This window comes from Streptomyces pinistramenti, assembly GCF_020564935.1.
Lineage (GTDB): Bacteria > Actinomycetota > Actinomycetes > Streptomycetales > Streptomycetaceae > Streptomyces > Streptomyces pinistramenti.
Genome location: NZ_JAJCXB010000018.1, coordinates 88302 through 112772 on the forward strand (window position 1 = coordinate 88302; position 24471 = coordinate 112772).

General features: G+C 72.3%; 21 protein-coding genes, 2 tRNA genes, 1 pseudogene and 1 riboswitch. Of the genes and pseudogenes, 10 read left to right on the forward strand and 14 right to left on the reverse strand.

Going from position 1 to position 24471, the window contains the following annotated elements; translation table 11 throughout:
- Nucleotides 1-6 precede the first annotated feature (6 nt).
- The gene (locus tag LIU39_RS15385; protein ID WP_227047269.1) at nucleotides 7-594 is read right to left on the reverse strand and encodes a Uma2 family endonuclease; all 588 of its coding nucleotides are present in this window, start codon (nucleotides 592-594) and stop codon (nucleotides 7-9) included.
- Nucleotides 595-728: 134 nt separating this feature from the next.
- Nucleotides 729-871: riboswitch (cobalamin riboswitch) on the forward strand.
- A 158-nt stretch (nucleotides 872-1029) separates the two neighbouring features.
- Here LIU39_RS15385 and LIU39_RS15390 point away from each other — a divergent pair.
- Both LIU39_RS15390 and LIU39_RS15395 read left to right on the forward strand, forming a co-directional pair.
- Nucleotides 1030-3468, forward strand: a complete 2439-nt coding sequence (locus tag LIU39_RS15390; RefSeq protein ID WP_227047270.1) for a ribonucleoside-diphosphate reductase subunit alpha — start codon at nucleotides 1030-1032, stop codon at nucleotides 3466-3468.
- Nucleotides 3468-4520, forward strand: a complete 1053-nt coding sequence (locus LIU39_RS15395; protein ID WP_227047271.1) for a ribonucleotide-diphosphate reductase subunit beta — start codon at nucleotides 3468-3470, stop codon at nucleotides 4518-4520. The genes LIU39_RS15390 and LIU39_RS15395 overlap by 1 nt, the downstream gene beginning before the upstream one ends.
- Nucleotides 4521-4592: 72 nt before the next feature.
- On the opposite strand, the gene def is transcribed toward LIU39_RS15395, so the two are convergent.
- From def to LIU39_RS15425, 6 genes and pseudogenes are all read right to left on the reverse strand, one after another.
- Nucleotides 4593-5237, reverse strand: a complete 645-nt coding sequence (gene def, locus LIU39_RS15400) for a peptide deformylase (RefSeq protein ID WP_227047272.1) — start codon at nucleotides 5235-5237, stop codon at nucleotides 4593-4595.
- Nucleotides 5238-5349: 112 nt separating this feature from the next.
- Entirely contained in the window at nucleotides 5350-6336 is a 987-nt protein-coding gene (locus LIU39_RS15405) for a tetratricopeptide repeat protein (protein WP_227047273.1), read from the reverse strand.
- 332 nt (nucleotides 6337-6668) lie between these two features.
- Nucleotides 6669-7973 carry an HD-GYP domain-containing protein gene (locus LIU39_RS15410; protein ID WP_372463887.1) on the reverse strand — a complete coding sequence of 435 codons (1305 nt, stop codon included), beginning with the start codon at nucleotides 7971-7973 and terminating at the stop codon, nucleotides 6669-6671.
- 305 nt (nucleotides 7974-8278) lie between these two features.
- Nucleotides 8279-9624 (reverse strand): annotated as a pseudogene (locus tag LIU39_RS15415) (HD-GYP domain-containing protein); the annotation flags it as partial.
- A 160-nt stretch (nucleotides 9625-9784) separates the two neighbouring features.
- Entirely contained in the window at nucleotides 9785-10228 is a 444-nt protein-coding gene (rsrA, locus tag LIU39_RS15420; RefSeq protein ID WP_227047274.1) for a mycothiol system anti-sigma-R factor, read from the reverse strand.
- Nucleotides 10225-10917, reverse strand: coding sequence for a sigma-70 family RNA polymerase sigma factor (locus LIU39_RS15425; protein WP_227047275.1), 693 nt, complete (start codon nucleotides 10915-10917; stop codon nucleotides 10225-10227). The genes rsrA and LIU39_RS15425 overlap by 4 nt, the downstream gene beginning before the upstream one ends.
- A 357-nt stretch (nucleotides 10918-11274) precedes the next feature.
- Here LIU39_RS15425 and LIU39_RS15430 point away from each other — a divergent pair, with 357 nt between their 5' ends.
- The gene (locus tag LIU39_RS15430; RefSeq protein ID WP_227047276.1) at nucleotides 11275-11862 is read left to right on the forward strand and encodes a helix-turn-helix domain-containing protein; all 588 of its coding nucleotides are present in this window, start codon (nucleotides 11275-11277) and stop codon (nucleotides 11860-11862) included.
- A 79-nt stretch (nucleotides 11863-11941) separates the two neighbouring features.
- On the opposite strand, the gene LIU39_RS15435 is transcribed toward LIU39_RS15430, so the two are convergent.
- Both LIU39_RS15435 and LIU39_RS15440 read right to left on the reverse strand, forming a co-directional pair.
- Complete coding sequence (locus tag LIU39_RS15435; RefSeq protein WP_227047277.1) at nucleotides 11942-12589, reverse strand: alpha/beta hydrolase family protein; 648 nt, start codon at nucleotides 12587-12589, stop codon at nucleotides 11942-11944.
- A gap of 50 nt (nucleotides 12590-12639) precedes the next feature.
- On the reverse strand, nucleotides 12640-13473 hold the full coding sequence (locus LIU39_RS15440; RefSeq protein WP_227047278.1) for an SOS response-associated peptidase: 834 nt from the start codon (nucleotides 13471-13473) through the stop codon (nucleotides 12640-12642).
- A gap of 35 nt (nucleotides 13474-13508) precedes the next feature.
- Here LIU39_RS15440 and LIU39_RS15445 point away from each other — a divergent pair, with 35 nt between their 5' ends.
- The 4 genes from LIU39_RS15445 (at nucleotide 13509) to LIU39_RS15460 (ending at nucleotide 17255) form a co-directional block, all read left to right on the forward strand.
- Nucleotides 13509-14267, forward strand: a complete 759-nt coding sequence (locus tag LIU39_RS15445; protein WP_227047279.1) for a M50 family metallopeptidase — start codon at nucleotides 13509-13511, stop codon at nucleotides 14265-14267.
- Between the two features lie 185 nt (nucleotides 14268-14452).
- Nucleotides 14453-15820, forward strand: a complete 1368-nt coding sequence (gene aroA / locus LIU39_RS15450) for a 3-phosphoshikimate 1-carboxyvinyltransferase (RefSeq protein WP_227047280.1) — start codon at nucleotides 14453-14455, stop codon at nucleotides 15818-15820.
- Nucleotides 15821-15834: 14 nt separating this feature from the next.
- On the forward strand, nucleotides 15835-16842 hold the full coding sequence (gene rsgA / locus LIU39_RS15455; RefSeq protein WP_227047281.1) for a ribosome small subunit-dependent GTPase A: 1008 nt from the start codon (nucleotides 15835-15837) through the stop codon (nucleotides 16840-16842).
- A gap of 89 nt (nucleotides 16843-16931) precedes the next feature.
- Nucleotides 16932-17255 (forward strand): DMT family transporter, encoded by a 324-nt coding sequence (locus tag LIU39_RS15460; protein ID WP_227047282.1) that lies wholly within the window; start codon nucleotides 16932-16934, stop codon nucleotides 17253-17255.
- An 87-nt stretch (nucleotides 17256-17342) separates the two neighbouring features.
- Here LIU39_RS15460 and LIU39_RS15465 read toward each other — a convergent pair whose 3' ends face one another.
- Nucleotides 17343-18125 carry a TetR/AcrR family transcriptional regulator gene (locus LIU39_RS15465; RefSeq protein ID WP_227047283.1) on the reverse strand — a complete coding sequence of 261 codons (783 nt, stop codon included), beginning with the start codon at nucleotides 18123-18125 and terminating at the stop codon, nucleotides 17343-17345.
- 164 nt (nucleotides 18126-18289) lie between these two features.
- On the opposite strand from LIU39_RS15465, the gene hisN reads away from it, so the two are divergent.
- On the forward strand, nucleotides 18290-19096 hold the full coding sequence (hisN, locus tag LIU39_RS15470) for a histidinol-phosphatase (protein ID WP_227047284.1): 807 nt from the start codon (nucleotides 18290-18292) through the stop codon (nucleotides 19094-19096).
- A gap of 152 nt (nucleotides 19097-19248) precedes the next feature.
- On the forward strand, nucleotides 19249-19650 hold the full coding sequence (locus LIU39_RS15475) for a CBS domain-containing protein (RefSeq protein ID WP_227047314.1): 402 nt from the start codon (nucleotides 19249-19251) through the stop codon (nucleotides 19648-19650).
- A 137-nt stretch (nucleotides 19651-19787) separates the two neighbouring features.
- Here the strand turns inward: LIU39_RS15475 and LIU39_RS15480 are convergent, their stop codons facing one another.
- Nucleotides 19788-21251 (reverse strand): catalase, encoded by a 1464-nt coding sequence (locus LIU39_RS15480; protein ID WP_227047285.1) that lies wholly within the window; start codon nucleotides 21249-21251, stop codon nucleotides 19788-19790.
- A 158-nt stretch (nucleotides 21252-21409) separates the two neighbouring features.
- On the opposite strand from LIU39_RS15480, the gene LIU39_RS15485 reads away from it, so the two are divergent.
- Nucleotides 21410-21829: a Fur family transcriptional regulator gene (locus LIU39_RS15485; protein WP_227047286.1), complete on the forward strand. Its 420-nt coding sequence runs from the start codon at nucleotides 21410-21412 to the stop codon at nucleotides 21827-21829.
- Nucleotides 21830-22103: 274 nt separating this feature from the next.
- On the opposite strand, the gene LIU39_RS15490 is transcribed toward LIU39_RS15485, so the two are convergent.
- The 3 genes from LIU39_RS15490 to LIU39_RS15500 all read right to left on the reverse strand — a co-directional run bounded on the left by LIU39_RS15490 (nucleotide 22104) and on the right by LIU39_RS15500 (nucleotide 24450).
- Nucleotides 22104-22177, reverse strand: a tRNA-Met gene (locus tag LIU39_RS15490).
- A gap of 124 nt (nucleotides 22178-22301) precedes the next feature.
- Nucleotides 22302-24155: a tetratricopeptide repeat protein gene (locus LIU39_RS15495; protein ID WP_227047287.1), complete on the reverse strand. Its 1854-nt coding sequence runs from the start codon at nucleotides 24153-24155 to the stop codon at nucleotides 22302-22304.
- 221 nt (nucleotides 24156-24376) lie between these two features.
- Nucleotides 24377-24450, reverse strand: a tRNA-Met gene (locus tag LIU39_RS15500).
- Nucleotides 24451-24471: the final 21 nt, after the last annotated feature.

The window sequence follows — 24471 nt, forward strand, 5'->3', positions numbered from 1 at the left end:
AGGAGGTCAGTCCACCCAGTCCTTGAGCGGTTCCGTTTCGAGCGTGATGTTGACGGGGTCCGGGAGGCGGAGCGTCTTGCCTAACGGCACGGTATGGGCGTCCGCGTGGCGGGCGCCGTCCGGCTCGCTGTAGACCGTCACCTCGCAGGCTGCCCGGTCGATCAGCAGAGAGAGCGGGATTCCGGTCTCGGCATACGCACGGGGCTTCTCCATCCGGTCACGCCGCTCGGTGTCGAAGTCATGGGAGGTGACCCCGACGACCATCAGCACCGGATCGGGGTCGGCCCACTCCCCCTGGCCGACGAATGCCTCACTGGACGCGAGCGAGCCGTCCGGGCGGGCGCGACCGCCGCGGTACGCCTCCACCCTGAGCCCCTGGCCGGGGTTCAGCCAAAGCGCGGGCCGGTGCTGCAAGCAGATACGCGTCAGCCACTCCGTGATCAGCCCGCGGTCCCCGTCCGGCGCGGCCCTGCTCCTGGTCTTCCCGCCGACGAGCTCCAGCCGCACGCCTTCCTCCGCCCGCCCGACTATCCGCGCGGCCTCTTCGAAGGAGTCGGTGAGCGTGCGGTACAGCCGGTCGGCGAGCGCGGTCATGGAGCCTCCTCCTGCCTGTCTTCGCAGTGCGGGGAACGTGGAACCGACGATAGCCGAGGCCACTGACAGGCACCGCGCGATCACACACGACTCACTAGATGTGGGGGTGCACACGAGGTGGCACCCCCACATGTATGCTCATGCTCGCTGTCGCCGCAGGGGAATCCGGTGTGAGTCCGGAACTGTCCCGCAACGGTGTACGTATGCGCAGACATCGCCTTACCGCCTGTCGTGCGCACCTGTGAGTCCGAAGACCTGCCGACAGTACGCCCGCGCCGCCATCGGCGTGGACGTCGATACGTCCGGGCCCCGAGGGATGGGCCGGTGGACGCCGCGCGGTGTGCCCGCGCCCCGCGTGTCCGGGGTGCCGCATGCCCGCGTGCGCCCGTCGCGCACCGCCCCTCCCGGCCCCCGCCGAGTGAGGGAGAGCACCACGTGACCATCGCGCCAACGGAGTCCGCGACAGCCGCCGAGGCCGGATCGCCCGAGGCGGCCACGCTCCCCACCGCGGACGGCCGCACCCACCACGCCGCTGACGCCCCGGGCACCGCCCTGCTGCGCACCCTGACCGAGCTGACCGTGGACCTCACCGCGACGGACCCCGGCAAGGTGGCCGCCGCCGCGCTCCGCGGCCGGCACCCCGGCTCCGACGAGGCCGAGCTGCGCACGCTGGCCATCGACGCGGCGGCCGGCCTGATCGGCGACGAGCCGCAGTACTCCAAGCTCGCCGCCCGGCTGCTCACCCTCGCCATCTCCGAGGAGGCCGCGAGCCAGGGCTCCGTCGCGTTCTCCGCGTCCGTCGAGGTCGGCCACCGCGAGGGCCTGATCGCCGACGCGACCGCCGCGTTCGTCCGCAGCCACGCGGCCCGCCTGGACGCGCTGGTCGAGAAGGCGCTCGCCGACGGCGCCGACGACCGCTTCGGCTACTTCGGTCTTCGCACCCTGCACTCGCGCTATCTGCTGCGGCACCCCACCACCCGCCAGGTCATCGAGACCCCCCAGCACTTCCTGCTGCGGGTGGCCTGCGGTCTCGCCGAGAACGACTCGGTGGCGGCGCTGGACGACGTCGCCGAGCTGTACCGGCTGACCAGCACCCTGTCCTACCTCCCCTCCTCCCCCACCCTGTTCAACTCCGGTACCCGTCACCCGCAGATGTCCTCCTGCTACCTCCTGGACTCGCCGCTGGACGAGCTGGACTCGATCTACGACCGCTACCACCAGGTCGCCAGGCTCTCCAAGCACGCCGGCGGCATCGGCCTCTCGTACTCCCGTATCCGGGCGCGCGGTTCGCTGATCCGGGGCACCAACGGCCACTCCAACGGCATCGTGCCGTTCCTGCGGACCCTGGACGCCTCGGTGGCCGCGGTGAACCAGGGCGGCCGCCGCAAGGGCGCGGCCTGCGTCTATCTGGAGACGTGGCACGCGGACATCGAGGAATTCCTGGAACTGCGCGACAACACCGGCGAAGAGGCCAGGCGCACCCACAACCTGAACATCGCGCACTGGATCCCGGACGAGTTCATGCGCCGGGTGGAGGCGGACGCCGACTGGTCGCTGTTCTCGCCGTCGGACGCGCCGGAGCTGGTGGACCTGTGGGGCGACGCGTTCGACGCCGCGTACCGCAAGGCCGAGGCCGAGGGCCGGGCGCTCAAGCAGATCCCGGCGCGGGTGCTCTACGCCCGGATGATGCGGACCCTCGCGCAGACCGGCAACGGCTGGATGACGTTCAAGGACGCCGCCAACCGCACCGCCAACCAGACCGCCGAGCCCGGCAAGGTCGTGCACTCGTCCAACCTGTGCACCGAGATCCTGGAGGTGACGGACGACGGGGAGACCGCGGTCTGCAACCTGGGGTCGGTCAACCTCGCGGCTCACCTCGGTGAGAGCGGCGAGATGGACTGGGAGCGGCTGGACGCCACCGTCCGTACCGCCGTCGCCTTCCTCGACCGGGTCGTGGACATCAACTTCTACCCGACCGAGCAGGCCGGGACCTCCAACTCCCGCTGGCGGCCGGTGGGTCTGGGCCTGATGGGCCTCCAGGACGTCTTCTTCCGGCTGCGGCTGCCGTTCGACTCCGCCGAGGCGACGGAGCTGTCCACCCGGATCTCCGAGCGCATCATGCTCGCCGCCTACGAGGCGTCCGCCGACCTCGCCGAGCGGCACGGCCCGCACCCCGCCTGGTCCGCGACGCGCACCGCCCGCGGTGTGCTGCACCCCGACCACTATCCGAACGCCGAGCCCCGCTGGTCGGACCGCTGGGCGGCGCTGCGCGCCCGGATCGCCACGACCGGCATGCGCAACTCGCTCCTCCTGGCCATCGCGCCGACCGCGACCATCGCCTCCATCGCCGGTGTCTACGAGTGCATCGAGCCGCAGGTCTCCAACCTCTTCAAGCGGGAGACCCTGTCGGGCGAGTTCCTCCAGGTGAACGCCTACCTGATCGAGGAGTTGAAGGCGCTGGGCCTGTGGGACGCGCGGACCCGTGACGCGCTGCGCGAGGCCAACGGCTCGGTGCAGGACGTCGGGTGGATCCCCGAGGAGATCCGCGCGCTGTACCGCACCGCCTGGGAGGTCCCGCAGCGCGCGCTGATCGACATGGCCGCGGCCCGTACGCCCTACCTCGACCAGAGCCAGTCGCTGAACCTCTTCATGGCGTCGCCGACCATCGGCAAGCTCAGCTCGATGTACGCCTACGCCTGGAAGCGCGGCATCAAGACGACGTACTACCTGCGCTCCCGTCCGGCCACCCGGATCGCGCAGTCGGCACGCGGCACCGCCGCCGCCACCCCCGTCCCCGTACCGCAGCAGGCCACCGACCCCGACGCGGTCGCCTGCTCCCTGGAAAACCCCGAGTCCTGCGAGGCCTGCCAGTAATGACCACCACCCCGGAAACCACCACTGTCGGCAACGGCCCCGCCACCGGCACCAAGAACCTCCTCGACCCGGGCTTCGAGCTGACGCTGCGGCCCATGCGGTACCCGGACTTCTACGACCGCTACCGTGACGCGATCAAGAACACCTGGACCGTGGAGGAGGTCGACCTCCACTCCGACGTCGCCGACCTGGCCAAGCTCTCGCCGGGCGAGCAGCACATGATCGGCCGGCTGGTGGCGTTCTTCGCGACCGGTGACTCCATCGTCGCCAACAACCTCGTGCTGACGCTCTACAAGCACATCAACTCCCCCGAGGCGCGGCTGTACTTGTCGCGGCAGCTCTTCGAGGAGGCCGTACACGTCCAGTTCTATCTGACGCTGCTGGACACCTACCTCCCCGACCCGGAGGACCGCGCCGCCGCCTTCGCCGCCGTGGAGAACATCCCGTCCATCCGGGAGAAGGCCCAGTTCTGCTTCAAGTGGATCAACGAGGTCGAGAAGCTGGAGCGGCTGGAGTCGAAGGCCGACCGCCGCCGCTTCCTGCTCAACCTCATCTGCTTCGCCGCCTGCATCGAGGGCCTGTTCTTCTACGGTGCGTTCGCCTACGTCTACTGGTTCCGCTCGCGCGGCCTGCTGCACGGCCTGGCGACCGGCACCAACTGGGTGTTCCGTGACGAGACCATGCACATGAACTTCGCGTTCGAGGTCGTCGACACGGTCCGCGCCGAGGAGCCCGACCTCTTCGACGACGCGCTGGAGCAGCAGGTCACCGACATGCTCAAGGAAGCCGTCGAAGCGGAGCTGCAGTTCGGCCGCGACCTGTGCGGCGAGGGCCTGCCGGGCATGAACACCGAGTCGATGCGCGAGTACCTCCAGTGCGTCGCCGACCAGCGCCTCCAGCGGCTGGGCTTCCCGCCCGTCTACGGCTCGGAGAACCCGTTCTCCTTCATGGAGCTGCAGAACGTCCAGGAGCTGACGAACTTCTTCGAGCGCCGGGCGTCGGCCTACCAGGTCGCCGTCGAGGGCTCGGTCTCCTTCGACGACGAGTTCTAGGCACACTCCGCAGACACCGATGCCCTCCTGCCGCGCTCGTGCGGCAGGAGGGCATCGCGCTGCGCGTGGGGCTCAGCCGTTGGCGACGACGGGGTAGCGCGGCTCCTGCTCGGCCATCTGCTTGAGCGCATCCTTGCGGTCCCGCTTGGAGAGCCGGTCGATGTAGAGGTAGCCGTAGAGGTGGTCGGTCTCGTGCTGGAGGCAGCGCGCGAAGTAGCCGGTGCCCTGGACCGCGATGGGGTTGCCCTGGGCGTCCTGGCCGCGCACCACGGCGTAGTCGGGGCGGGCCAGCTCGGCGTAGGCACCGGGCACCGACAGGCAGCCCTCGTTGGAGTCGTCCAGCACCCGGCGCGGGGCCGGCAGTTCGTCCAGGACGGGGTTGCAGACCGCGCCGACGTGCCGGACGCCGTTGTCGTCGGGGCAGTCGTAGATGAAGACCTTGAGGTCCACGCCGATCTGGTTGGCGGCCAGGCCCACGCCCTCGGCGGTGCGCTGGCTGGCGAACATGTCGTCGATCAGCTGGGCCAGCTCGGCACCGAACTCCGTGACGTCCTTGCACTCCTTGTGGAGGACCGGATTGCCGACGACCGTGATCGGCCGGGAGGTCCCGCGCTCGCGGTGGGCGCTCTCCCGCTGCTCCGCATCCGTCGTGTCGTCGATGAACTCTTCGTCCACGCGCTGCTCACCGTTTTGATCAAACACAGGCTGCTGGGCCATCTCCGCCGTACGCCTTCCTTAAAACCTTGACTGGTCGCCCTGGGGCAGGGCCGCGAGCCCGGCAGGACGTCGCGGACACGCCCTACAGCCTACGGGGAGACGCCGTCGGCCCTCAGCAGACCTCTTCGAGATCCCGCCACTCCCGGCTGTCCGGGCTGTCCGCGACCCAGCCGTCCAGCAGCCCGCGCACCAGCGCGGCGGGCGCCGCTATGCCGCATTCACGCTCCGGCACCCACAGCGAACCGGAGCCCGCCGTACGGTGCCCCAGCGGCCCGGGGTGGCCCGGTTCGCTGTGGTCGTGCGGATCGAGGTGCTCGCCGTCGCCCTCGTCACTGGGCATCCGGCTCTCCGAGCACATACGGCACAGCAGCCGCACGGACGAGGACCAGTCCTCGGCGGCGAAGCCCGCGTCGGCCGCGAGGCGTTCCAGGGCGTCACGGTCCGCCTCGGTGGCCGCCTCCAGGAGCACGACCCAGGTGGGCACCGGCGAGGGCGCCCACAGCTCGATCTCGTCGAACACCGGGTAGGAAGGACCGGCGGCGGTCGTCCGCTCGCCGTGCGGGACGCCGTCGTGCAGCACGACCTCGCCCCAGCGCCGCCCGGAGGACGGCAGCGGGATCGACAGCACCTCGATACGCGCGGGATCCAGCCGGCGGCCCCAGACCACCTCGGCCTCGCCCTCGGGCGAGAGGCGGACGGCGGCACTGCCCAGGGCCATACCGACCGGTTCGCCGGACGGTGAGCCCTCGGCCGGCACCCGGAGACCGTACGCCTGCCAGGCGCGGCGGGCCAGCGGCCAGTCCTGGAGGGCGGTGGCGGCGATGCCGACGTTCCACCAGTCGGGCGCGCCGGTGCCGCGGTCCAGCAGGGCGACGGCGCGCAGCCCGGCGGCCCTGGCCCCTTCCCAGTCGTGCCGGAACTTGTGCAGCAGGGCGAGGTTGAACCAGGACTCCGACAGCCACGGCTCCATGTCGGCTGCGCGGGTCAGCAAGGCGCCCGCGTCCTCGTAACGGCCGTCACCGATCAGCGTGAAAGCGCGGTCGGTCGCCTGCCGCCACGAGGCGGAGGGCCGGTGCCGTACCTTGCCGAAGATCCTCACGATTCCCGCCTGCTGGTTGCTCTTGATGCCGCTTTCCGGATGTGTCCCGAGCGGCGCCCGGGGCCGTCTGGGGGCCCACTCGACAACCTGCCACAGTTTTCCGCCGGGCTCAGCCCGATGTGCTGTGCCCCCTGCGACTCCTTGCCCTGCACGCTCCCCCTGAACCCCCTTCGGGGCTCCCTTCGCATCCAACCATGCCCATCTCGGCGGCCGCTCATTACCCGTGGGTTCCACGGACTGCTGGGCAGGCCGGAAGGCCCGCCGGGGCCGCCCGCGCATTCCGCGCCCGGCGAACAGCCGACCGCGTGCGCCCTGCCCCCGCGGGCGCACCCTCACGCCGCCCTGCCGTCCCTGGCCAGGACCCGGGCGAGGGCCTCCACGACCCGCGGTTCGTGGTCCTGCGCGCCGGACAGCCGCAGCCGCTCCAGGGCGCGCAGCGGCCCTCCGGGGCCCGCGGCGCCACCCGCCCAGTCGTCGTAGGCGTTGACGGTGCGCACGATGCGGGCGGTGACCGGCTGGGCGCGGTACGGGTCCGCCTGCCGTTCGACGATCACGGCGACCTCGGCCGGCACTCCGGTCCTGCGCACCACGGCGCCGCCCAGCAGGGCGATCCGGCGCTGTTCGCCGGACGGCAGCAGGGCGGTGGCGCCGGCCGGTACCGGGTCGAGCAGCGAGAGCTGGCCGATGTCGTGCATCAGCGCGGCGTACTCCAGGACGTCCAAGTCCGGTGCGGCCAGCCCCAGTTCCCTGCCGACCGCCCGGCTGAGCGCGGCGACCCGGCGGGCGTGGCCGTGCGGGGTGTAGCCGGCGATCTCGGTGGACCGGGCGAGCGAGGCGACGGTCTGCCGGCAGGTGGCCCGTACGGCGGCGAACCTGCGGACGGCGAACTGGGTCAGCAGCAGCGGCAGGCAGAACACCGGCAGCGCCCAGAGCCCGGCGACCGCGGTGGCGAGCGAGACGACCACGCCGGTGGCGCAGATCGCCGAGCCGATGCCGGGCAGCGCCCGCAGCTCGTCGCGCAGCAGCGGCCCGTACGGCCGGCCGGTGCGGGCTCCGGCGAGCGCGGCGGCCAGGACGGCGTCGCACAGCGCGGTGAGCGCCAGGACCGCGGTCATGACCAGGGCGTAGCCGGGCCCCTCGCCGGTCCAGGTGCGCAGCGTGCCGGTGGTGTAGAGGGGCTGGAAGCAGGTGGCGGCGAAGCCGGTGGTCAGCAGCCGACGCGCCAGGTGCTCGCGTGTGGGTCCGCGGCCGCGCGCGAGGTGCGGGACGAGCCCCACCAGACCGGCCGCGGCGACGACCGTCAGGGTCTGCGCCACGCCGTGCGTGGTCGGCCGCCCGCCGACGTCGCCGAGCAGCGCGTACGCCAGCGCACCCGCGGCGCCGAGCGGCGCGCACTCCCGCTCCCCGGGCGCCCGCCCCGCCCCGCAGGTCCCCCCACGCATCAGCTCGCCCACGACGATCAGCAGCCCGAAGGCCAGCGCGACGCGGGGCTCGGCCACGCCGTTCCCGAGAGTGCGCCCGAGCGCCCAGGCCGTGAGCGCCGCGGCGGCCGCGCAGACCGCCACGACCACCGCACCGGACCGCCGGTCCCGCGGAGCGGACTCCGCCCCCGGGGCCCGCCGGTCCGCGCCGCTCACCGCTCACCGGTCCTTCCGGCGGGACCTGTCGGACCGCACCACCGCCTCACCGCGGCAACCACCCGGCCGGTTCGTGACACCGCGCGGCGGCCGCCGGATCCGCGCCTGCCCCAGGGCGCCGCGGCCCGTGCACCGGCCGCCGTCTCCGTACCGGCCGCCTGCTCCGACCCGTCCGTACGCGCCGCAGGGACGTTTCCGCTACCCGAGGACGGGACCGGCGGGGACGTGAGCTGCGGCAGGACCGCGGCGCGCGACGGCGCCGGCCCGCCGGGGCCCGCGGCAGCCTGCGTCCGGCACCGCCCGGCGGCCGGATCCGTCTTCGCCGCCCCGTCGTCGACCGTCACCGCCGGACCCGCCGTCAACGGATCCGCGTCGGCCGCCATGACGAGTTCGGGATGCCAGCCGTGCCGCTCCAGCGACGCCGCCAGGGCCCCGACCATCCGGGGATCGAACTGCGCCCCGGCGCAGCGGCGCAGCTCCGCCACGGCGGCGGCCACCGGCCGGGCCCGCCGGTAGGAACGGGTGGAGGTCATCGCGTCGAAGGCGTCGGCCACCGCCACCACCCGGGCACATTCCGGGATGTGACGCCCCGTCAAACCGTACGGGTAGCCGCGGCCGTCCAGCCGCTCGTGATGGTGCAGGATCGCGGCCCGCGCCTCCCCCAAAAAGCTGATCCCGCGCACGATCTCGTGGCCGTACTCGGGATGCAGTTCGATGGCGCGGCGCTCCTCTGGTGTCAGCGGCCCGTCCTTGCGCAACAGCCGGGTGGGGACGCCGAGTTTGCCGACGTCGTGCAGGATGCCGGCGAACCGCAGCACCTCGACCCGGTCCTCCGGCATGCCCAGTTCCCGCGCGATCAGCACCGAGGCCCGCCCGACCCGTTCGCTGTGGCCGCGGGTGTAGCGGTCCTTGATGTCCACGGCCTGCACCAGCGCCCGGATCGTGGCCTGGTGGGCGGCCCGCTCCCGGTGGTACTGGGCGAAGACCCAGGAGGAGAGGTGCATCGGCAGCAGCACCAGCAGCGCGGCTGGCGGCCCGTAGGAACTGCGCCACAGGACCGCCATCATCAGCCCGGCCAGGCCGTGCACCAGGTACGGCGCCAGGGAGCGGGCCGGTCCGCCGCGCCAGGCGGTGCACGGCGGCTGCCGTTCGGCGGCGACCAGCACCCCGCCGTCCAGCGCGGCGATCACCGCGCAGAACGCGACGGCGGCGGCCGCGGCGGGCAGCAGCAGGGCGGGGAACTGCGGTGCGGACAGCGGATGGTGGCCGATCGCCCGGCCGACGTGCGCGGAAACCCAGCAGGCCAGGGCCAGTTCCGCGGCGTGCCAGATCCTGCGGGCGGTGGCGGCCCGCGCCGCGGGGGGGGGCCCCCCCCCGCGCCCGGTACGGCGGCCAGCGCGGCGAGCGGCGGCGGCAGCAGGAGCACTCCTGCCAGCAGCACGGGGAAGAACGCGGTGCCGCCGGCCGGCTCGGGACGGCCCTGCACCGGGCCGTGGCGCGCCCGTTCGCACACCGCGTAGAGCGTGGCGAGGGCGGCGGCATCGCCCCAGGGTGCGTCGGCGCCGAGTCCCGCGGCGGGGGCCGCGCACAGCGCCGCGGCAAGCACGGCGCAGCCGATGTACCCCTGCGCGGCCGCCGGCAGTTCCCGCATCGCGCCCTCCTCCCCGAAGCCACAGCGAGTCCCCGCACAGGGGTGTCCCGTGCGCAGGGGTTCGGTGAGGATAAAGGGGCCGAGGAGCGCGCGACGGCGCATCGGCGGATCGGGCGGGACGAATTGCCCCGCCTCTCACCCCTTGGGGTGACGTGCTGCCTTATTCGGCCCGTGCGGCCTCGGCGCGTGCTGCGGCGGAATCGTCCGGGCCCGCGGCGGCCGCGGACGGTGCGTCCACGTCGCCGGCGGCCGGGGTCTCGCCGCTGTCCGTGCCCGGGGCGGCGGCGCGGTCCCGCTGTGCCTGTTCGTGCTTGGCCTGGTCGAGGACGCTGACCTCGGGGACGGTCTCGCCCGCGCGGATCAGGTCGATCCGGCCCATGACCTTCGAGCGCAGGTCGGTGGGGACGTCGTCGTGGCCGCAGCAGCGCTTGACGAGCTTCTTGACGGCCTGTTCGAGTCCGTACTTCTCCAGGCACGGCGAGCATTCGTCGATGTGCACCTGGAATTTCTCGCACTCGCCCGCGGGCATCTCACGGTCGAGATACTCGTAGAGGTGGTCGAGAACCTCGGAGCAGTCCTTGTCGTGCGGATCTCCGCAGCTCATGATCCCGAGCCTTTCCGGTCGTGCGGCTGCGGTGCCTCCGCCGCAGCCCCTGCCCCGGCCGGGACCAGCCCGCGCTCACGGGCGTAATCCTCCAGCATGCCGCGCAGTTGGCGCCGGCCGCGGTGCAGGCGGGACATCACCGTGCCGATGGGTGTCCCCATGATGTCGGCGATCTCCTTGTACGCAAACCCCTCGACGTCCGCGAGATACACGGCGATGCGGAATTCCTCGGGGATGGCCTGGAGTGCGGCCTTCACATCCGAATCGGGCAGGTGGTCGAGCGCCTGCGACTCGGCGGAACGCAGCCCCGTCGACATGTGCGACTCGGCGCGCGCGAGCTGCCAGTCCTCGATCTCCTCGGCGGCGCTGCGCTGCGGCTCCCGCTGCTTCTTCCGGTAGGAGTTGATGAAGGTGTTGGTGAGGATCCGGTACAGCCACGCCTTGAGGTTGGTGCCCTCCCGGAACTGGTGGAAGGACGCATACGCCTTTGCGTACGTCTCCTGCACCAGGTCCTCCGCGTCGGCCGGATTGCGCGTCATGCGCAGCGCGGCGGAGTACATCTGGTCCAGGAAGGTGAGGGCGTCACGCTCGAAGCGGGCGTTGCGCTCGGCGTCGCTCTCCTTCCGGGCCCCGGCGTGCTCCTCAGCCGTGCCGTCGGTCCCTGCGTCGGTCCCAGTGACCGGACCCACCTCCTCCACCACCGTGACGGATCCGGATGCGGATCCACTCGATTCGGAGAATAGACGACGATCCGGTGCCGCCGCCGCTCCAGCCAGAGCGGGCTGCGATACCTGCACCTGCGACCACTGCAGGTCTGCGGCCGGACGGGCCGGGCAAGCGATTCCCATGCGGCGGGCTCCCATTCCTCACGATGCGCTGGTTGTACTCGGGCGTCTTACGCCTGCGTCAACAGCCGGACGGACGGGACCATTCCCGCTGCGTACGCCCCCTTGTCAACCGCCGCGCCCGGCCCCGCATTCCCGCCCGCCCGCACCTCCAGCCCTCCAGAACTTGACAAAACGCATTGCCGCTTCGGCAATGGAGAGGTGAAGGACACCGCGTACGAACACGTGCTCACCGAGGTCGGACCGCGACTGCGCCGCCTGCGCCAGGAGCGGTCGGTGACGCTGGCCGCGCTCTCGGAGGCCACCGGCATCTCGGTCAGCACCCTCTCCCGGCTGGAATCCGGCGACCGCCGGGCCACCCTCGAACTGCTGCTGCCGCTGGCCCAGGCCCATCAGGTGCCGCTGGACGAGCTGGTGGGCGCGCCGGAGGTCGGCGATCCGCGGGTGCGCGCGGTGTCGCAGCGGCGCGAGCACATGACGTTCATGCCGCTGACCCGCCAGCCGGGTGCCCTCCAGGCGTTCAAGCTCGTCATCGACCCGGTCGCGTCCCCGCCCGAGCAGCGCACCCACGAGGGCTACGAGTGGCTGTACGTGCTGTCCGGCCGGCTGCGGCTGCTGCTGGCCGACCGCGACGTGCTGCTGAAGGCCGGCGAGGCGGCGGAGTTCGACACCCGGCTGCCGCACTGGTTCGGCCCGGCGGACGACGAGCCGGTGGAGGTGCTCAGCCTCTTCGGCAGGCAGGGCGAGCGGATGCACGTACGCGCCCGGCCGCGCGGGCAGACGGACTGAGAGCCGAGAGGCCCGGGGACGCGGGCGCCCTCCGGCGGGTGCCCCCCAGGGGCCGCCGCCGGACCGGCCCGCTACGGGATCAGCCGAAGAGCCCGTCCAGCCACTCCACCACCGCGGCGGTGAGCCGGGCCATCGACTCCTCTTCCGTCACACCAGCCTTCTTGGGCACCGCGAATCCGTGGTCCCCGTGGGCCACCTCGCGCAGCTGGGTACCGTCCGGGAACTCCGCGGGCCCGCCGAACGGATCCCTGCCGCCCTGGACGACCAGCGTCGGCACCCCCGCACCCGTCAGCTCGTCGGCCCGGGACTTCTCCGGCCGGCCCGGCGGGTGCAGCGGGAAGCTGAGCGCGAGGACGGCGTGCGCACCCAGTTCCCTGGCGGTGCGGCAGGCCACCCGGGCACCCGCACTGCGGCCGCCCGCGACGACCGGCAGCCCCGGCTTCTCCAATGCCGGCCACAGCGCCGTCCACCCCACGTCCAGGGTCTTGGGCGCGGGCGCCACCTTCTTGCCCGCGACCCGCCACGGCTGCTCGACCAGCGCCACGGTGTAGCCGCGGCCGGGCAGCGCGGCGGCCAGAGCCCGCAGGTCGCGCGCCTCGATCCCGCCGCCTGCGCCGTGCCCGACGGCCACCACGGCCCGCGCCGGCACCGGCGCCCGGTACCAGCTGATCCGCGCGTCCCCGGCCGGCGTCGCCACCGTCTCGCTCTCGTTCACCCCTGTGCTCATGCCCCCATCCTGCCGCCTGCCGGACGCCCGCCCCGGGAGCGGGCGCCGCTTCAGAAGAGGGTGGCGACCTCGGGCCCTTCGAGTTCGGTGAGCAGCTCGGGCCCGTTGTTGCGGACGTTGCTGACGTCCGTCGGGACGGGGTAGGCGCGCATCAGTCCCGCGGGCGGCGGCGTGAGCAGCTCGCGCAGCCGGTCGGTGCCGGCGGGTGCCGGGTCGAGCCAGGCGTCCCAGCGGTCCGGCGTCATGACCAGCGGCATCCGGGGATGGATGTCGGCCAACGACTGCGGGCCCTCGCCGCCGTCGGCACCGGCCAGCGGCGTGGTCTCGGCCGCGGTCGTGAGGACCGTGCAGGTCACCCACCACGCCTGCGGGTGGTCGCCGGGCAGGGTGGCGTCCCGCCAGAACTCGTAGAGCCCGGCCATCGCCATCACGGAGCCGTCGGCCGGCGTCACGAAGTACGGCTGCTTCCGCGGCCGCTTCTTCCTGCCGCGCTCCTCCAGCTCCCGCTCTTCCGGTGCGGTCACCCACTCGTAATAGCCGTCACCGGGGAGCAGGCAGCGGCGGGCCGCGAACGCCTGCTTGAAGGACGGCTTCTCGTGCACCGTCTCGGCCCGCGCGTTGATCATCTTCGCGGCGCCTTCCGGTGACTTCGACCACGACGGCACCAGGCCCCACTTCAGCGTCCGCAACTGGCGCACCGGCACTCCCGGCGGGAACGCGGCCGCCGCCTCGCCCTTCAGGGGACGTTCGAGCACCGCGTGCACGTTGACCGTCGGGGCGATGTTGAAGTCGGGGGCCAGGGTCTCCTCCGGCTCCCGGTGCCGGACGCCGAAAATGCCCACCAGTTCCTCGGGCTGACGACTCGCTGCATACCTTCCGCACATGCGTGCCACACTGCCATGCCACACGAAGGGACGACATGGACACCGATCACCTCACGGACGTATGGAGCCGCGTCTTCGGGATCCAGCCCGATCCGCCGGCCTGGCTGGTGATCGTCACGGCGGTCCTCGCGCTGGCCGCGGTCGCCCCGCACCCCGCCTGGCGGCTGTCCCGCAACGCGGTCACCATCGCGCACGAAGGCGGCCACGGCCTGCTCGCGCTGGTCACAGGCCGCCGCCTGGAGGGCATCCGGCTGCACTCGGACACGTCGGGACTGACCGTCTCGCGCGGCAAACCGACCGGTATCGGCATGATCCTCACCGCCGCCGCCGGCTACATCACGCCGTCCCTGCTGGGGCTCGCGGGCGCCGCGCTGCTGGCGGCGGGCCACATCACGGCCCTGCTGTGGGGCGCGACGGTGCTGCTGCTCGCGATGCTGGTGATGATCCGCAATGCCTATGGCGTGCTCACCGTCGTCCTGGCGGGCGCCGCGTTCGTCCTCGTCTCCTGGCTGACCACGCCGGACGTCCAGGCCGCCTTCGCGTACGTGGTGGTGTGGTTCCTGCTGCTGGGCGGTGTGCGGCCGCCGTTCGAGCTGCAGCGCAAGCGGCGGCGGATGGCACGCCCCGCCTTCGTGAGCCCTTCCGGGATGATGGCCGAGCGGCGGGAGGGCGACTCCGACCCGGACCAGCTGGCGCGGCTGACACACGTCCCCGCGGTCGTCTGGCTCGGCCTGTTCCACGTCGTGACGCTCTGCTCGCTGATCGGCGGCGGCCGCTGGCTGCTCGGGATCTGACGGCCGCGGCGGCGGCTCGCCTCCGGGATGGCCGGAATGCCGCCCCGCCCTTTGGCCGTATCCCCCGAACGGGCAGTCCACGCACCGGCTTCGGGCCCGCACGCCTTACCAGTGTCATGTTTCGTGAGAGTTGCACCGTTTTTGATCAAGATCGGCACCCTTGCCCAGCGATTAAAGTGAGGGGCATGACCGAGAGCCCCGCACTTCCCGCCCTCTGGCCCGCCCCCGTCGCCTCCGGTGCGGTCGATGCGACCGTCACCGTGCCAGGCTCCAAGTCGGTCACCAACCGCGGACTGGTGCTGGCCGCCCTGTCGTCCGAGCCGGGCTGGCTCCGCCGCCCGCTGCGCTCCCGCGACACCCTCCTGATGGCCGAGGCGCTGCGCACCCTGGGCGTCGGCATCGAGGAGACCGCGTCCTCCAGCTCCGCTGGCGGGCAGCCCCCGGCAGGCGGCGGCGAGGCTTGGCGGATCATCCCGGCGGGACTGCACGGCCCGGCCACCGTCGACGTCGGCAACGCCGGCACGGTCATGCGCTTCCTCCCCCCGGTCGCGGCCCTCGCCGACGGCCCGATCCGCTTCGACGGCGACCCGCGCTCCTACGAACGTCCGCTGGGCGGCGTGATCGAAGGACTGCGCGCCCTCGGTGCCCGGATCGATGACGACGGCCGCGGCGCCCTCCCGATGACGGTGCACGGCGGCGGCGCCCTGGACGGCGGCCCGGTCGAGATCGACGCCTCCTCGTCCTCCCAGTTCGTCAGCGCCCTGCTGCTGTCGGCCCCGCGCTTCAACCAGGGTGTCGAGGTCCGGCACGTCGGCTCGGCGCTGCCGTCCATGCCGCACATCCGGATGACCGTCGACATGCTGCGCTGCGCCGGCGCCCAGGTGGACACCCCCGAGGCGGGCGGCGAGCCGAACGTCTGGCGGGTCACCCCGGGCGCCCTGCTCGGCCGCGATCTGGTCGTCGAGCCCGACCTCTCCAACGCCCAGCCGTTCCTGGCCGCCGCCCTGGTGACCGGCGGCCGGGTCACCATCCCGGACTGGCCGGAGCACACCACCCAGCCCGGTGACGCGCTGCGCGAAATCTTCACCACCATGGGCGGCTCCTGCGAGCTGACCGACAACGGCCTGACCTTCACCGGCGGCGGCGCGGTGCACGGCATCGACGTCGACCTGAGCGAGGTCGGCGAGCTGACCCCCGGCATCGCCGCGGTCGCGGCCCTCGCCGACTCGCCGTCCACCCTGCGCGGCGTCGCCCACCTGCGGCTGCACGAAACGGACCGGCTGGCCGCGCTCACCAAGGAGCTGAACGACCTGGGCGGCGACGTCACCGAGACCGCCGACGGCCTGCACATCCGGCCGCGCCCGCTGCACGGCGGCGTCTTCCACACCTACGAGGACCACCGCCTGGCGACCGCGGCCGCCGTCATCGGCCTCGCCGTCAAGGGCGTGGAGGTGGAGAACGTCGCCACCACCGCCAAGACGCTGCCCGACTTCCCCGCGATGTGGACGGACATGCTCGCCCCCGCGTCCGGACCCACCTCCCGGAGAGCCTGAGGGTTTCCGCCGCCATGCGCCGCTACGGCAAGAACCCCGACGAGGACGACATCCGCGTCCGCCCCAACCGCAAGGGCAACCGCCCCCGGACGAACATCCGCCCCAAGCACGAGGATGCATCCGAGGGCCTGGTCCTGACCGTCGACCGGGGCCGCCTCACGGTCCTCATCGACGACCGCACGGTCACCGCGATGAAGGCCCGCGAACTGGGCCGCAAGAGCGCGGTCGTCGGCGACCGCGTCGCCGTGGTCGGCGATCTGACCGGCGCCAAGGACACCCTGGCGCGCATCGTCCGGGTCGAGCCACGCACCTCGACGCTGCGCCGTACGGCCGATGACGACGACCCGTACGAGCGGGTCGTGGTCGCCAACGCCGACCAGCTCGCCATCGTCACCGCGCTCGCCGACCCCGAACCGCGCCCCCGGCTGATCGACCGCTGCCTGGTCGCCGCCTACGACGCGGGCCTCGACCCGCTGCTGGTGCTGACCAAGTCCGACCTGGCGTCGGCCGACAGTCTCCTGGAGTCCTACGGCGCACTGGGCGTCCCCTACCTCGTCACCAACCGCGACGAACTCGCCGACGGCGCCGCCGCCGACCGGGTGCGCGAGCGGCTGACGGGTCGCATGACGGCCTTCGTCGGCCACTCCGGCGTCGGTAAGACCACCCTGGTCAACTCCCTGGTCCCGGACCGGCGTCGGGCGACCGGGCACGTCAACGCGCACACCGGCCGCGGCCGGCACACCACCACCTCCGCACTGGCCCTGCCGCTGCCCGGCGACTCGGGCTGGGTCATCGACACCCCGGGCGTACGGTCCTTCGGGCTGCACCACGTCGATCCGTCGCGGGTCGTCCTGGCCTTCCCCGACCTGGTGCCCGGCACCGCCGAGTGCCCGCGCGCCTGCAGTCACGACGAGCAGGACTGCGCACTGGACGCCTGGGTCGCCGAGGGCCACGCCGACCCGGCCCGGCTGTATTCGCTGCGACGTCTCCTGTCGACCCGTGAGCGACGCGAGGGCGACTGATCACCGAAGTTTGCTCCCCGCCACCCGAGGTAAATGCATAATCACACCAAGGCAGGCGAAGCGGTCAGGATCTGACGGAGGCATGGGATATGGCGTGGCTGCTCGTCGTGGTGGCAGGTCTCCTGGAGACCGGCTTCGCGGTTTGCCTCAAGCTGTCGCACGGCTTCACCCGCCTGTTCCCGACCGTCGCCTTCGCCGCCTTCGCACTGGCCAGCTTCGGCCTGCTGACGCTGTCCCTGCGCAAGCTCGACGTCGGCCCGGCATACGCGGTCTGGACCGGCATCGGCGCGGCCGGCACGGCGATCTACGGCATGGTCTTCCTCGGCGACCTGGTCTCCGCGCTGAAGATCGTCTCCATCAGCCTCGTGATCATCGGTGTCGTCGGGCTGCAACTGTCGGGATCGACCCACTGACCGGCCCGGCCACGGAAGGCCGCGGACTCCCACGACATCGGTCCACCGCCGCGAACACGCCCCGCCGCACACGGCCGTGACCGTCGCTCAGTCCGCCGCCCGGCCCCCGTCGGGCCGCAGCGGTGCGCCGGGCGACACCGCGTCGCCGAGCACCGGCCGGGCCTCCGGGATCCGGGCGAACGCCCCGCGCACCAACCGGGCCACCGCCTCGGTCTCCGCGTCCCGCCGCCCTCTGCCGCCGGGAGGCACCGCGCCGGGTCTCCGCGCTCCGCGCGACGCGGGTGCCCGTACCGGAGGGCCGGCCGCGGGAGCGACCACGCAGGACAGGGTCAGCCGGGCGGCGGCCTCGCAGGCGGTGCCCAGGGCGGGCAGTTGCTCCGCGGGCCAGTCCGGCTCCAATGCGGCCACCGCACGGTCGCAGAATCTGCCGACCCATTCGGCGGGCCCCGGCAGCGGCGCTTCGCCGGCCGGCGGACGCTGCGCGGGGACGCCGGGCCACGCGCCACGGGCCGGCGGCGGGGCCGGCAGCCGGTCGCTCCAGCAACCCGTCAGCGCGGCCCGCACCAGAGGGTTGGCGCGTGCGATGCGCAGTGTCCAGGCGGCTGCCGCGGCGCCCCGGGTCGCCGCGTCGTCCCCGGTGCGCGCCGGCCGGCCGTCGGCCAGGGCCCGTTCGACGCCCGCGAGATAGCTGTCGGTCTCGCGGCGCACGAGCGCGCGGGCGAGCCCTTCCTTGCTGCCGAACTCGTTGTAGAGGGTCTGCCGCGAGACCCCGGCACGGGCTGCCACGTCCACCATCCTGACCGCCGTCCAGGGGCGGCTCGCCAGCGCCGTGTACGCGGCATCGAGCAAGGATTCACGCGCTGCAGGCATCGTCGCCTCCCCGGCCCACCGGCCCAAATGACCGGCGTGCGGACAGAATTGACGCGGCGCCAGGGACTGTCAAGGGTCGCCGCACGGCGGACCGGGCCCGTCGTACACGCCCGGCGGAGCATGGCCGTGTGGCTCCTGCCTATACCAGTCGATACTGTTCGCACATGCCCGACTATCACGATGATCTACGTCTCGGCCATGTCCTGGCGGACGCCGCTGACGCCACCACCATGGACCGGTTCAAGGCGCTCGATCTGAAGGTCGAGACCAAACCGGACATGACCCCGGTGAGCGAGGCGGACAAGGCCGCCGAGGAGTTGATCCGTGGCCATCTCCAGCGGGCCCGGCCACGCGACTCGGTGCTCGGCGAGGAGTTCGGCAGCTCAGAGGGCGCCGGCCCGCGCCGCTGGATCATCGACCCGATCGACGGCACGAAGAACTACGTCCGCGGGGTGCCGGTCTGGGCGACCCTGATCGCGCTGATGGAGCGCGGCGAGGGCGGCGACCGCCCGGTGGTCGGCATCGTCTCGGCCCCGGCACTCAACCGCAGGTGGTGGGCGGCCGAGGGGCTGGGCGCCTTCACCGGCCGGAGCCTGACCTCCGCGACCCGGCTGCACGTCTCGGAGGTCGGCAGCATCCAGGACGCGTCGTTCGCGTACTCGTCGCTGACCGGCTGGGAGGAGCGCGACAAGCTGTCCGGCTTCCTGGACCTGAGCCGGGACTGCTGGCGCACCCGGGCGTACGGCGACTTCTGGCCGTACATGATGGTCGCCGAGGGCTCGGTGGACATCTGCGCGGAGCCGGAACTCTCCCTGTGGGACATGGCGGCCTGCGCCGTGGTGGTGCAGGAGGCCGGCGGCCGGTTCACCGGCCTGGACGGCAGGCCGGGCCCGCACAGCGGGAACGCCGCGGCCTCCAACGGCCTGCTCCACGACGACCTGCTGGGCTACGTCGGCGACGCGCGGCGCTGACCTGCGCGGTTACGGGGGCCGGGCAGACGTCCGGCCCCCGCCCCTTGTGAGCCGGCCGGAGAGCATGTGAACATGAGAATCCCCTCGTTTGTGAACTTGTGAATTCCTTCGCAAGGGCACATCCGCAAAGGAGGTGGCTCTCTGCCATGCCCCTGCTCGTCAAGGACGCCATGAGCACGCTGGTCCTCACCATCGGGCCCGCCCACACCCTCCGTCAGGCCGCCCAGCTGATGGCTGCCCGCCGCGTCGGCGCGGCCGTCGTACTCGACACCGACACCAGCGGCCTCGGGATCCTCACCGAGCGCGACATCCTCAACTCCCTCGGCGCGGGCGAGAATCCCGACCGGGAAACCGCCCAGACCCACACCACCCCCGACGTGGTCTTCGCCGCACCGGACTGGACCCTGGACGACGCCGCGGACGCCATGGTGCGCGGCGGCTTCCGGCACCTGATCGTCCTCGACGACCGCGAGCCGGTCGGCGTGGTGTCCGTCCGCGACATCATCCGCTGCCGCTCGGCCGCCATCGTGCGGACCGACGCGGTGCCCGCCTGAGGCCACAGGCACGAAGAGGCCGGAGCCCCATGGCATCCGGCCTCTTCGGCTGGTACGGCAAGCAGCCGTTGCGCGCCTCCCACGGCCTGCCACCCCTGCCGCGAGTGCAGCGGCGGCAGGCCGTGGGGAGCTGCTTGTCAGCCGCGCAGGGCCTGGACCGCGGCTTCCAGCCGCTTGCCGTAGTCCGCGTCCGCCTTGCGGAAGTTCTCGATCGCCCGCTGGGCGATGTCGTCGCGGGACACCTGGGAGATGGAGCCCGCCAGGTTGTTGATCAGGCGCTCCTTCTCGTCCTCCGTCATCAGCCGGTAGAGGTTGCCCGCCTGCACGAAGTCGTTGTCATCGGCGTGCGAGAGCGCCGCGCTCTCACCGCTGCCACCGGACACCGCCACCGGCTGCCACAGCGCCCGGCCGGTCTCGACCGGTCCGCCGAAGCTGTTCGGCTCGTAGTTCTTCTGTCCCACGTGCCGGCCGTCGTAGAGGACACCGTCCCGCCCGTAGGTGCGGGCCTCGGTGGCACGGGGACGGTTGACCGGCAGGTGGTCGGCGTTGATGCCGACGCGGTAGCGGTGCGCGTCGCCGTACGCGAACAGGCGGCCCTGGAGCATCTTGTCGGGGGACGGACCGATGCCCGGCACGAAGTGGTGCGGGGAGAAGGCCGACTGCTCGACCTCGGCGAAGATGTCCTGCGGGTTGCGGTTCAGCTCCAGCTTGCCGATCTCGATCGGCGGGTAGTCCTCGTGCGGCCAGACCTTGGTCAGGTCGAACGGGTTGAAGCGGTAGTTCGCCGCCTCGGCCGCGGGCATGATCTGCACCTGCACGGTCCAGGCCGGGAACTCGCCCCGCTCGATGGAGGTCCGCAGGTCACGCTGGTGACTGTCGGCGTCCTCACCGGCGACCTTGTCCGCCTCGGCCTGGGTCAGGCTCTCGACGCCCTGGTCGGTCTTGAAGTGGTACTTGACCCAGAAGACCTCGCCGGCCTCGTTGTTCCACTGGAACGTGTGCGAGCCGTAGCCGTTCATGTGGCGCCACGAGGTCGGGATCCCACGGTCGCCGAACAGCCAGGTCACCTGGTGGGTCGTCTCGGGCGAGAGGCCGAAGAAGTCCCAGACGTTGTCCGCCTCCTGCGAGCCGGTGTACGGGTCGCGCTTCTGGGTGTGGATGAAGTCGGGGAACTTCATGGCGTCCTTGATGAAGAACACCGGGGTGTTGTTGCCGACGAGGTCGTAGTTGCCCTCTTCGGTGTAGAACTTCAGCGCGAAGCCCCGCGGGTCACGCACCGTGTCGGCCGAACCGAGGCTGCCCGCGACCGTCGAGAAGCGCAGGAACGTCTCGGTCTGCTTGCCGATCTCCGAGAGGAACTTCGCCCGGGTGTACTTGGTCACATCGGCGGTGACGGTGAAGGTGCCGTACGCACCGCCGCCCCGCGCGTGGACGATGCGCTCCGGGATGCGCTCACGGTTGAAGTGCGCGAGCTTTTCGATCAGGAGCTGGTCCTGGACCAGACCCGGTCCGCCGACGCCGGCCGTCTCGCTGTTCTGGTTGTCCGCAACCGGAGCTCCGGACTCCGTGGTCAGCGGTCCCGTAGTGCTCTGTACCGACACGTGCGCCTCCTGATGTCTCTACACCTGCCCTTGGCTTGCGCCGTTGCCGATCCTACATTGGACATTGTCTAAGTCAAGAAGAACCCGAAAGCCATACCCGATCCGGTGATGGACCGGCCGCTGCTACCCTGGCTGTATCTGACTGATAGGTGAATGGCATGAGTGACCTGCTGGAACGACTCCGGGAACGCGGCTGGCGTCTGACCGCACAGCGGCGCGTGGTCGCCGAGGTGCTCAACGGCGACCACGTCCACTACACCGCCGACGAAGTGCACGCACGCGCGAGCGACCGGCTTCCCGAGATCTCCCGCGCCACGGTCTACAACACACTCGGTGAGCTGGTCTCGCTCGGCGAAGTGCTGGAGGTCAGCACGGACGGCCGGGCCAAGCGCTACGACCCGAACGCCCACCACGACCACCAGCACCTCGTCTGCTCCCGCTGCGGCACAATCCGGGACGTCCACGTCCAGGGCGACCCGCTCACCGCGCTCCCCGAGCCCGAGCGGTACGGCTTCCAGGTCTCCGAAGTGACGGTCACCTACCGGGGCATCTGCCCGACCTGCAGCGCCACCACCTGACACCCCGGGCGCGCCCCCGTCCGGCCGCCCCGCATCCCTTTACCGGCCCGCGCCCCCGACCGACGCGGGCCCGTTCGCATATCCGGGGCCAAGGACTTCACGCCTCCGCCAAGGGGCGCGGCCACACGACGGCATCGGGCGGGGGCAAGGGCCAGAGCCCGAAGTGACAGGCAGCATGCGGGGGGCGCCGCCCCGGAAGAACGCACTCGACCGGCCCGGCCGCACACACGACGAAGGCCCGGATTCTCAAGGAATCCGGGCCTTCGTCCTACAGTAGCGGGGACAGGATTTGAACCTGCGACCTCTGGGTTATGAGCCCAGCGAGCTACCGAGCTGCTCCACCCCGCGTCGTTGTGCCTTTACTTTAACCCCAGGCCGACGACCAGCGCAAATCCCTTCCCACGGGCCCCGGCCCCCGGCCCTGTGGGCCGGGGGCCGGACTGCCCGGGGCCACCCGAAGCCGTCCACCGGCTCAGGCGCTGAGTTCCTCCTGAAGAGCCGCACGCAGCCGCGCCGCCCGCTCGGCGACCTCCGGCGGCCCCAGCTCCACGGCCCGTGCGCACCAGGTCTGCGCCTCGGCCAGCGCACCGCGGCGGGCGGCCAGCAGCGCCAGCCGCAGCGCCGCCCGTCCGTGCCCCTCCGCGGCGGCCCGCTGCCACCACAGGGCGGCCTCGGGCAGGCTGCCCTCGCGGGCCAGCAGGAGGCCGAGGTTGAAGGCGCCGTTGCGGCTGCCGGCTTCGGCGGCCGCGCGGTACCACTTCGCGGCCTCGACCACCTCGCCCTGAGCCGCCGCGAACATGCCAACCCGGACCTGGGCGCGACGGTGCCCCTGGCGCGCGGCCTTCTCGTACCACCGGGTGCTCTCGTCGTCCGGCGTCCGCGCCTCGTCAGGCCGCCGGCCGCGGCCCGATTCCACCGCCCTGCGGTCCAGCAGATCGGCGAGCCGGAACGCCGCCTCGGCGCTGCCGCCCTCCGCTGCGCAGCGCAGGTTCCGCTCCGCGGCGGCGTCCTCGCCACCGCGCTGCTGCACGATCGCGACCTGGAGCGCCGCTTCGGTGTGCCCGGCGGCGGCGGCCCGCTCGTACCAGATGTGTGCGGTGCGCTCCTCGCCGCGGCCGGCGAACAGGATGCCGAGGTTGAACGCCGCGTCCACGCTGCCGGCCTCGGCCGCCTTGGAGAACCACGGTTCAGCGCCCGACGCGTCGCCGCGCTGGAGCAGCAGGATGGCGAGCGCGTTGGCGGCCTCGCGGTGCCCGGCGTACGCGGCCCTGCGGTACCACTGCTCGCCGCGCCCGGCCCGCCCCTGCTCGGCGCAGAGCAGCCCGAGGTTGTACGCGCCGTTGACGTCGCCCGCGTCGAGCGCGGCGCGGTACCAGCGCTCGGCGGTCTGCAGCTCGCCGCGGTCGGCGTGCAGCGCGCCCAGGGCGTTGGCGGCGTTGCCGTCGCCGTCCTGGGCGGCGCGCCGCCACCACTCGGCCGCGCTTTCCCCGTCGCCTGCGTCGCGCAGCAGGAAGCCCAGCGCGCAGGCGGCCTTCGCCTCGCCGTCCTTGGCCGCGGAGAGGTACCAGCGGCCCGCCTCCTGGATGTCGCCGCGCTCTTCCAGCAGCGTGCCCAACTGGAGGGCCGCACGCCGGTGTCCGCGCGCGGCGGCCTGGCGGTACCACTGCTCCGCCTCGGCCTCCTGGGTCAGTTCGCCGTAGGCCGGTGCCGTACGGCGGTCCGCGCCTCGGCCCTCCTCGATGAGCCGGGCGATGCGGTACGCGGCCTCGCGGTGGCCGCGCTCGGCGGCGGCCCGGAACCAGCGCTCGGCGCCGACGTCACCGCGGTGTTCGAGAAGGTCGGCGAGGGCGTAGGCACCCAGGCAGTGGCCGGATTCGGCGGACTGCCGCAGCCAGTACTCGGCCGCCGGCTCGTCGCCACGCTCCCGGTGGTAACGGCCCAATGCGTGCGCGGCCGCCGCGGATCCGGCGACGGCGGCGATCCGCCACCAGCCGGACGCCTCGTCCCCGTATCCCCTCTGGTGCAGCAGCACACCGAGGTTGTTGGCGGCCGCGCGGTCGCCCGCCGCGGTCGCGGAGCGCAGATACGACTCGGCGCCGTCGAGGTCACCACGGCGCAGCAGCAGTGCGCCAAGCACACTCATGGCCGCGGTGTCACCCGCTTCGGCAGCCCGGCGATGACCGGTTTCGGTCACGGCATCGGACGCTTCGGCGGCCTCCGCGGCCTCCATCTCGTCCATCGGCAACTCGGATTCGCGCCCGTCATCGGACGCATACACAAACCGGTCCGTCTCCAACAACCTTGCCTTGTCCCCCATAAGAGCCATCGTCGCACCACCCGTAACCCTCGTACACCTGGTATACCGCAGCCAGTGAGGTCACTTCAGCGGTTTGTCGACTTCCCGACACAACGACTTGCCAAACTCAAACACACAGGTTCCCCACATCGGCAGTCCGACGCGGCCGAACCTGCCGCGAACCTCGCGCAAAGGGCCGTACCCATGACGAAGGCCCGGATTCTCAAGGAATCCGGGCCCTGGTCTTTTCGTAGCGGGGACAGGATTTGAACCTGCGACCTCTGGGTTATGAGCCCAGCGAGCTACCGAGCTGCTCCACCCCGCGTCGTTGTGAACTCAAGGTATC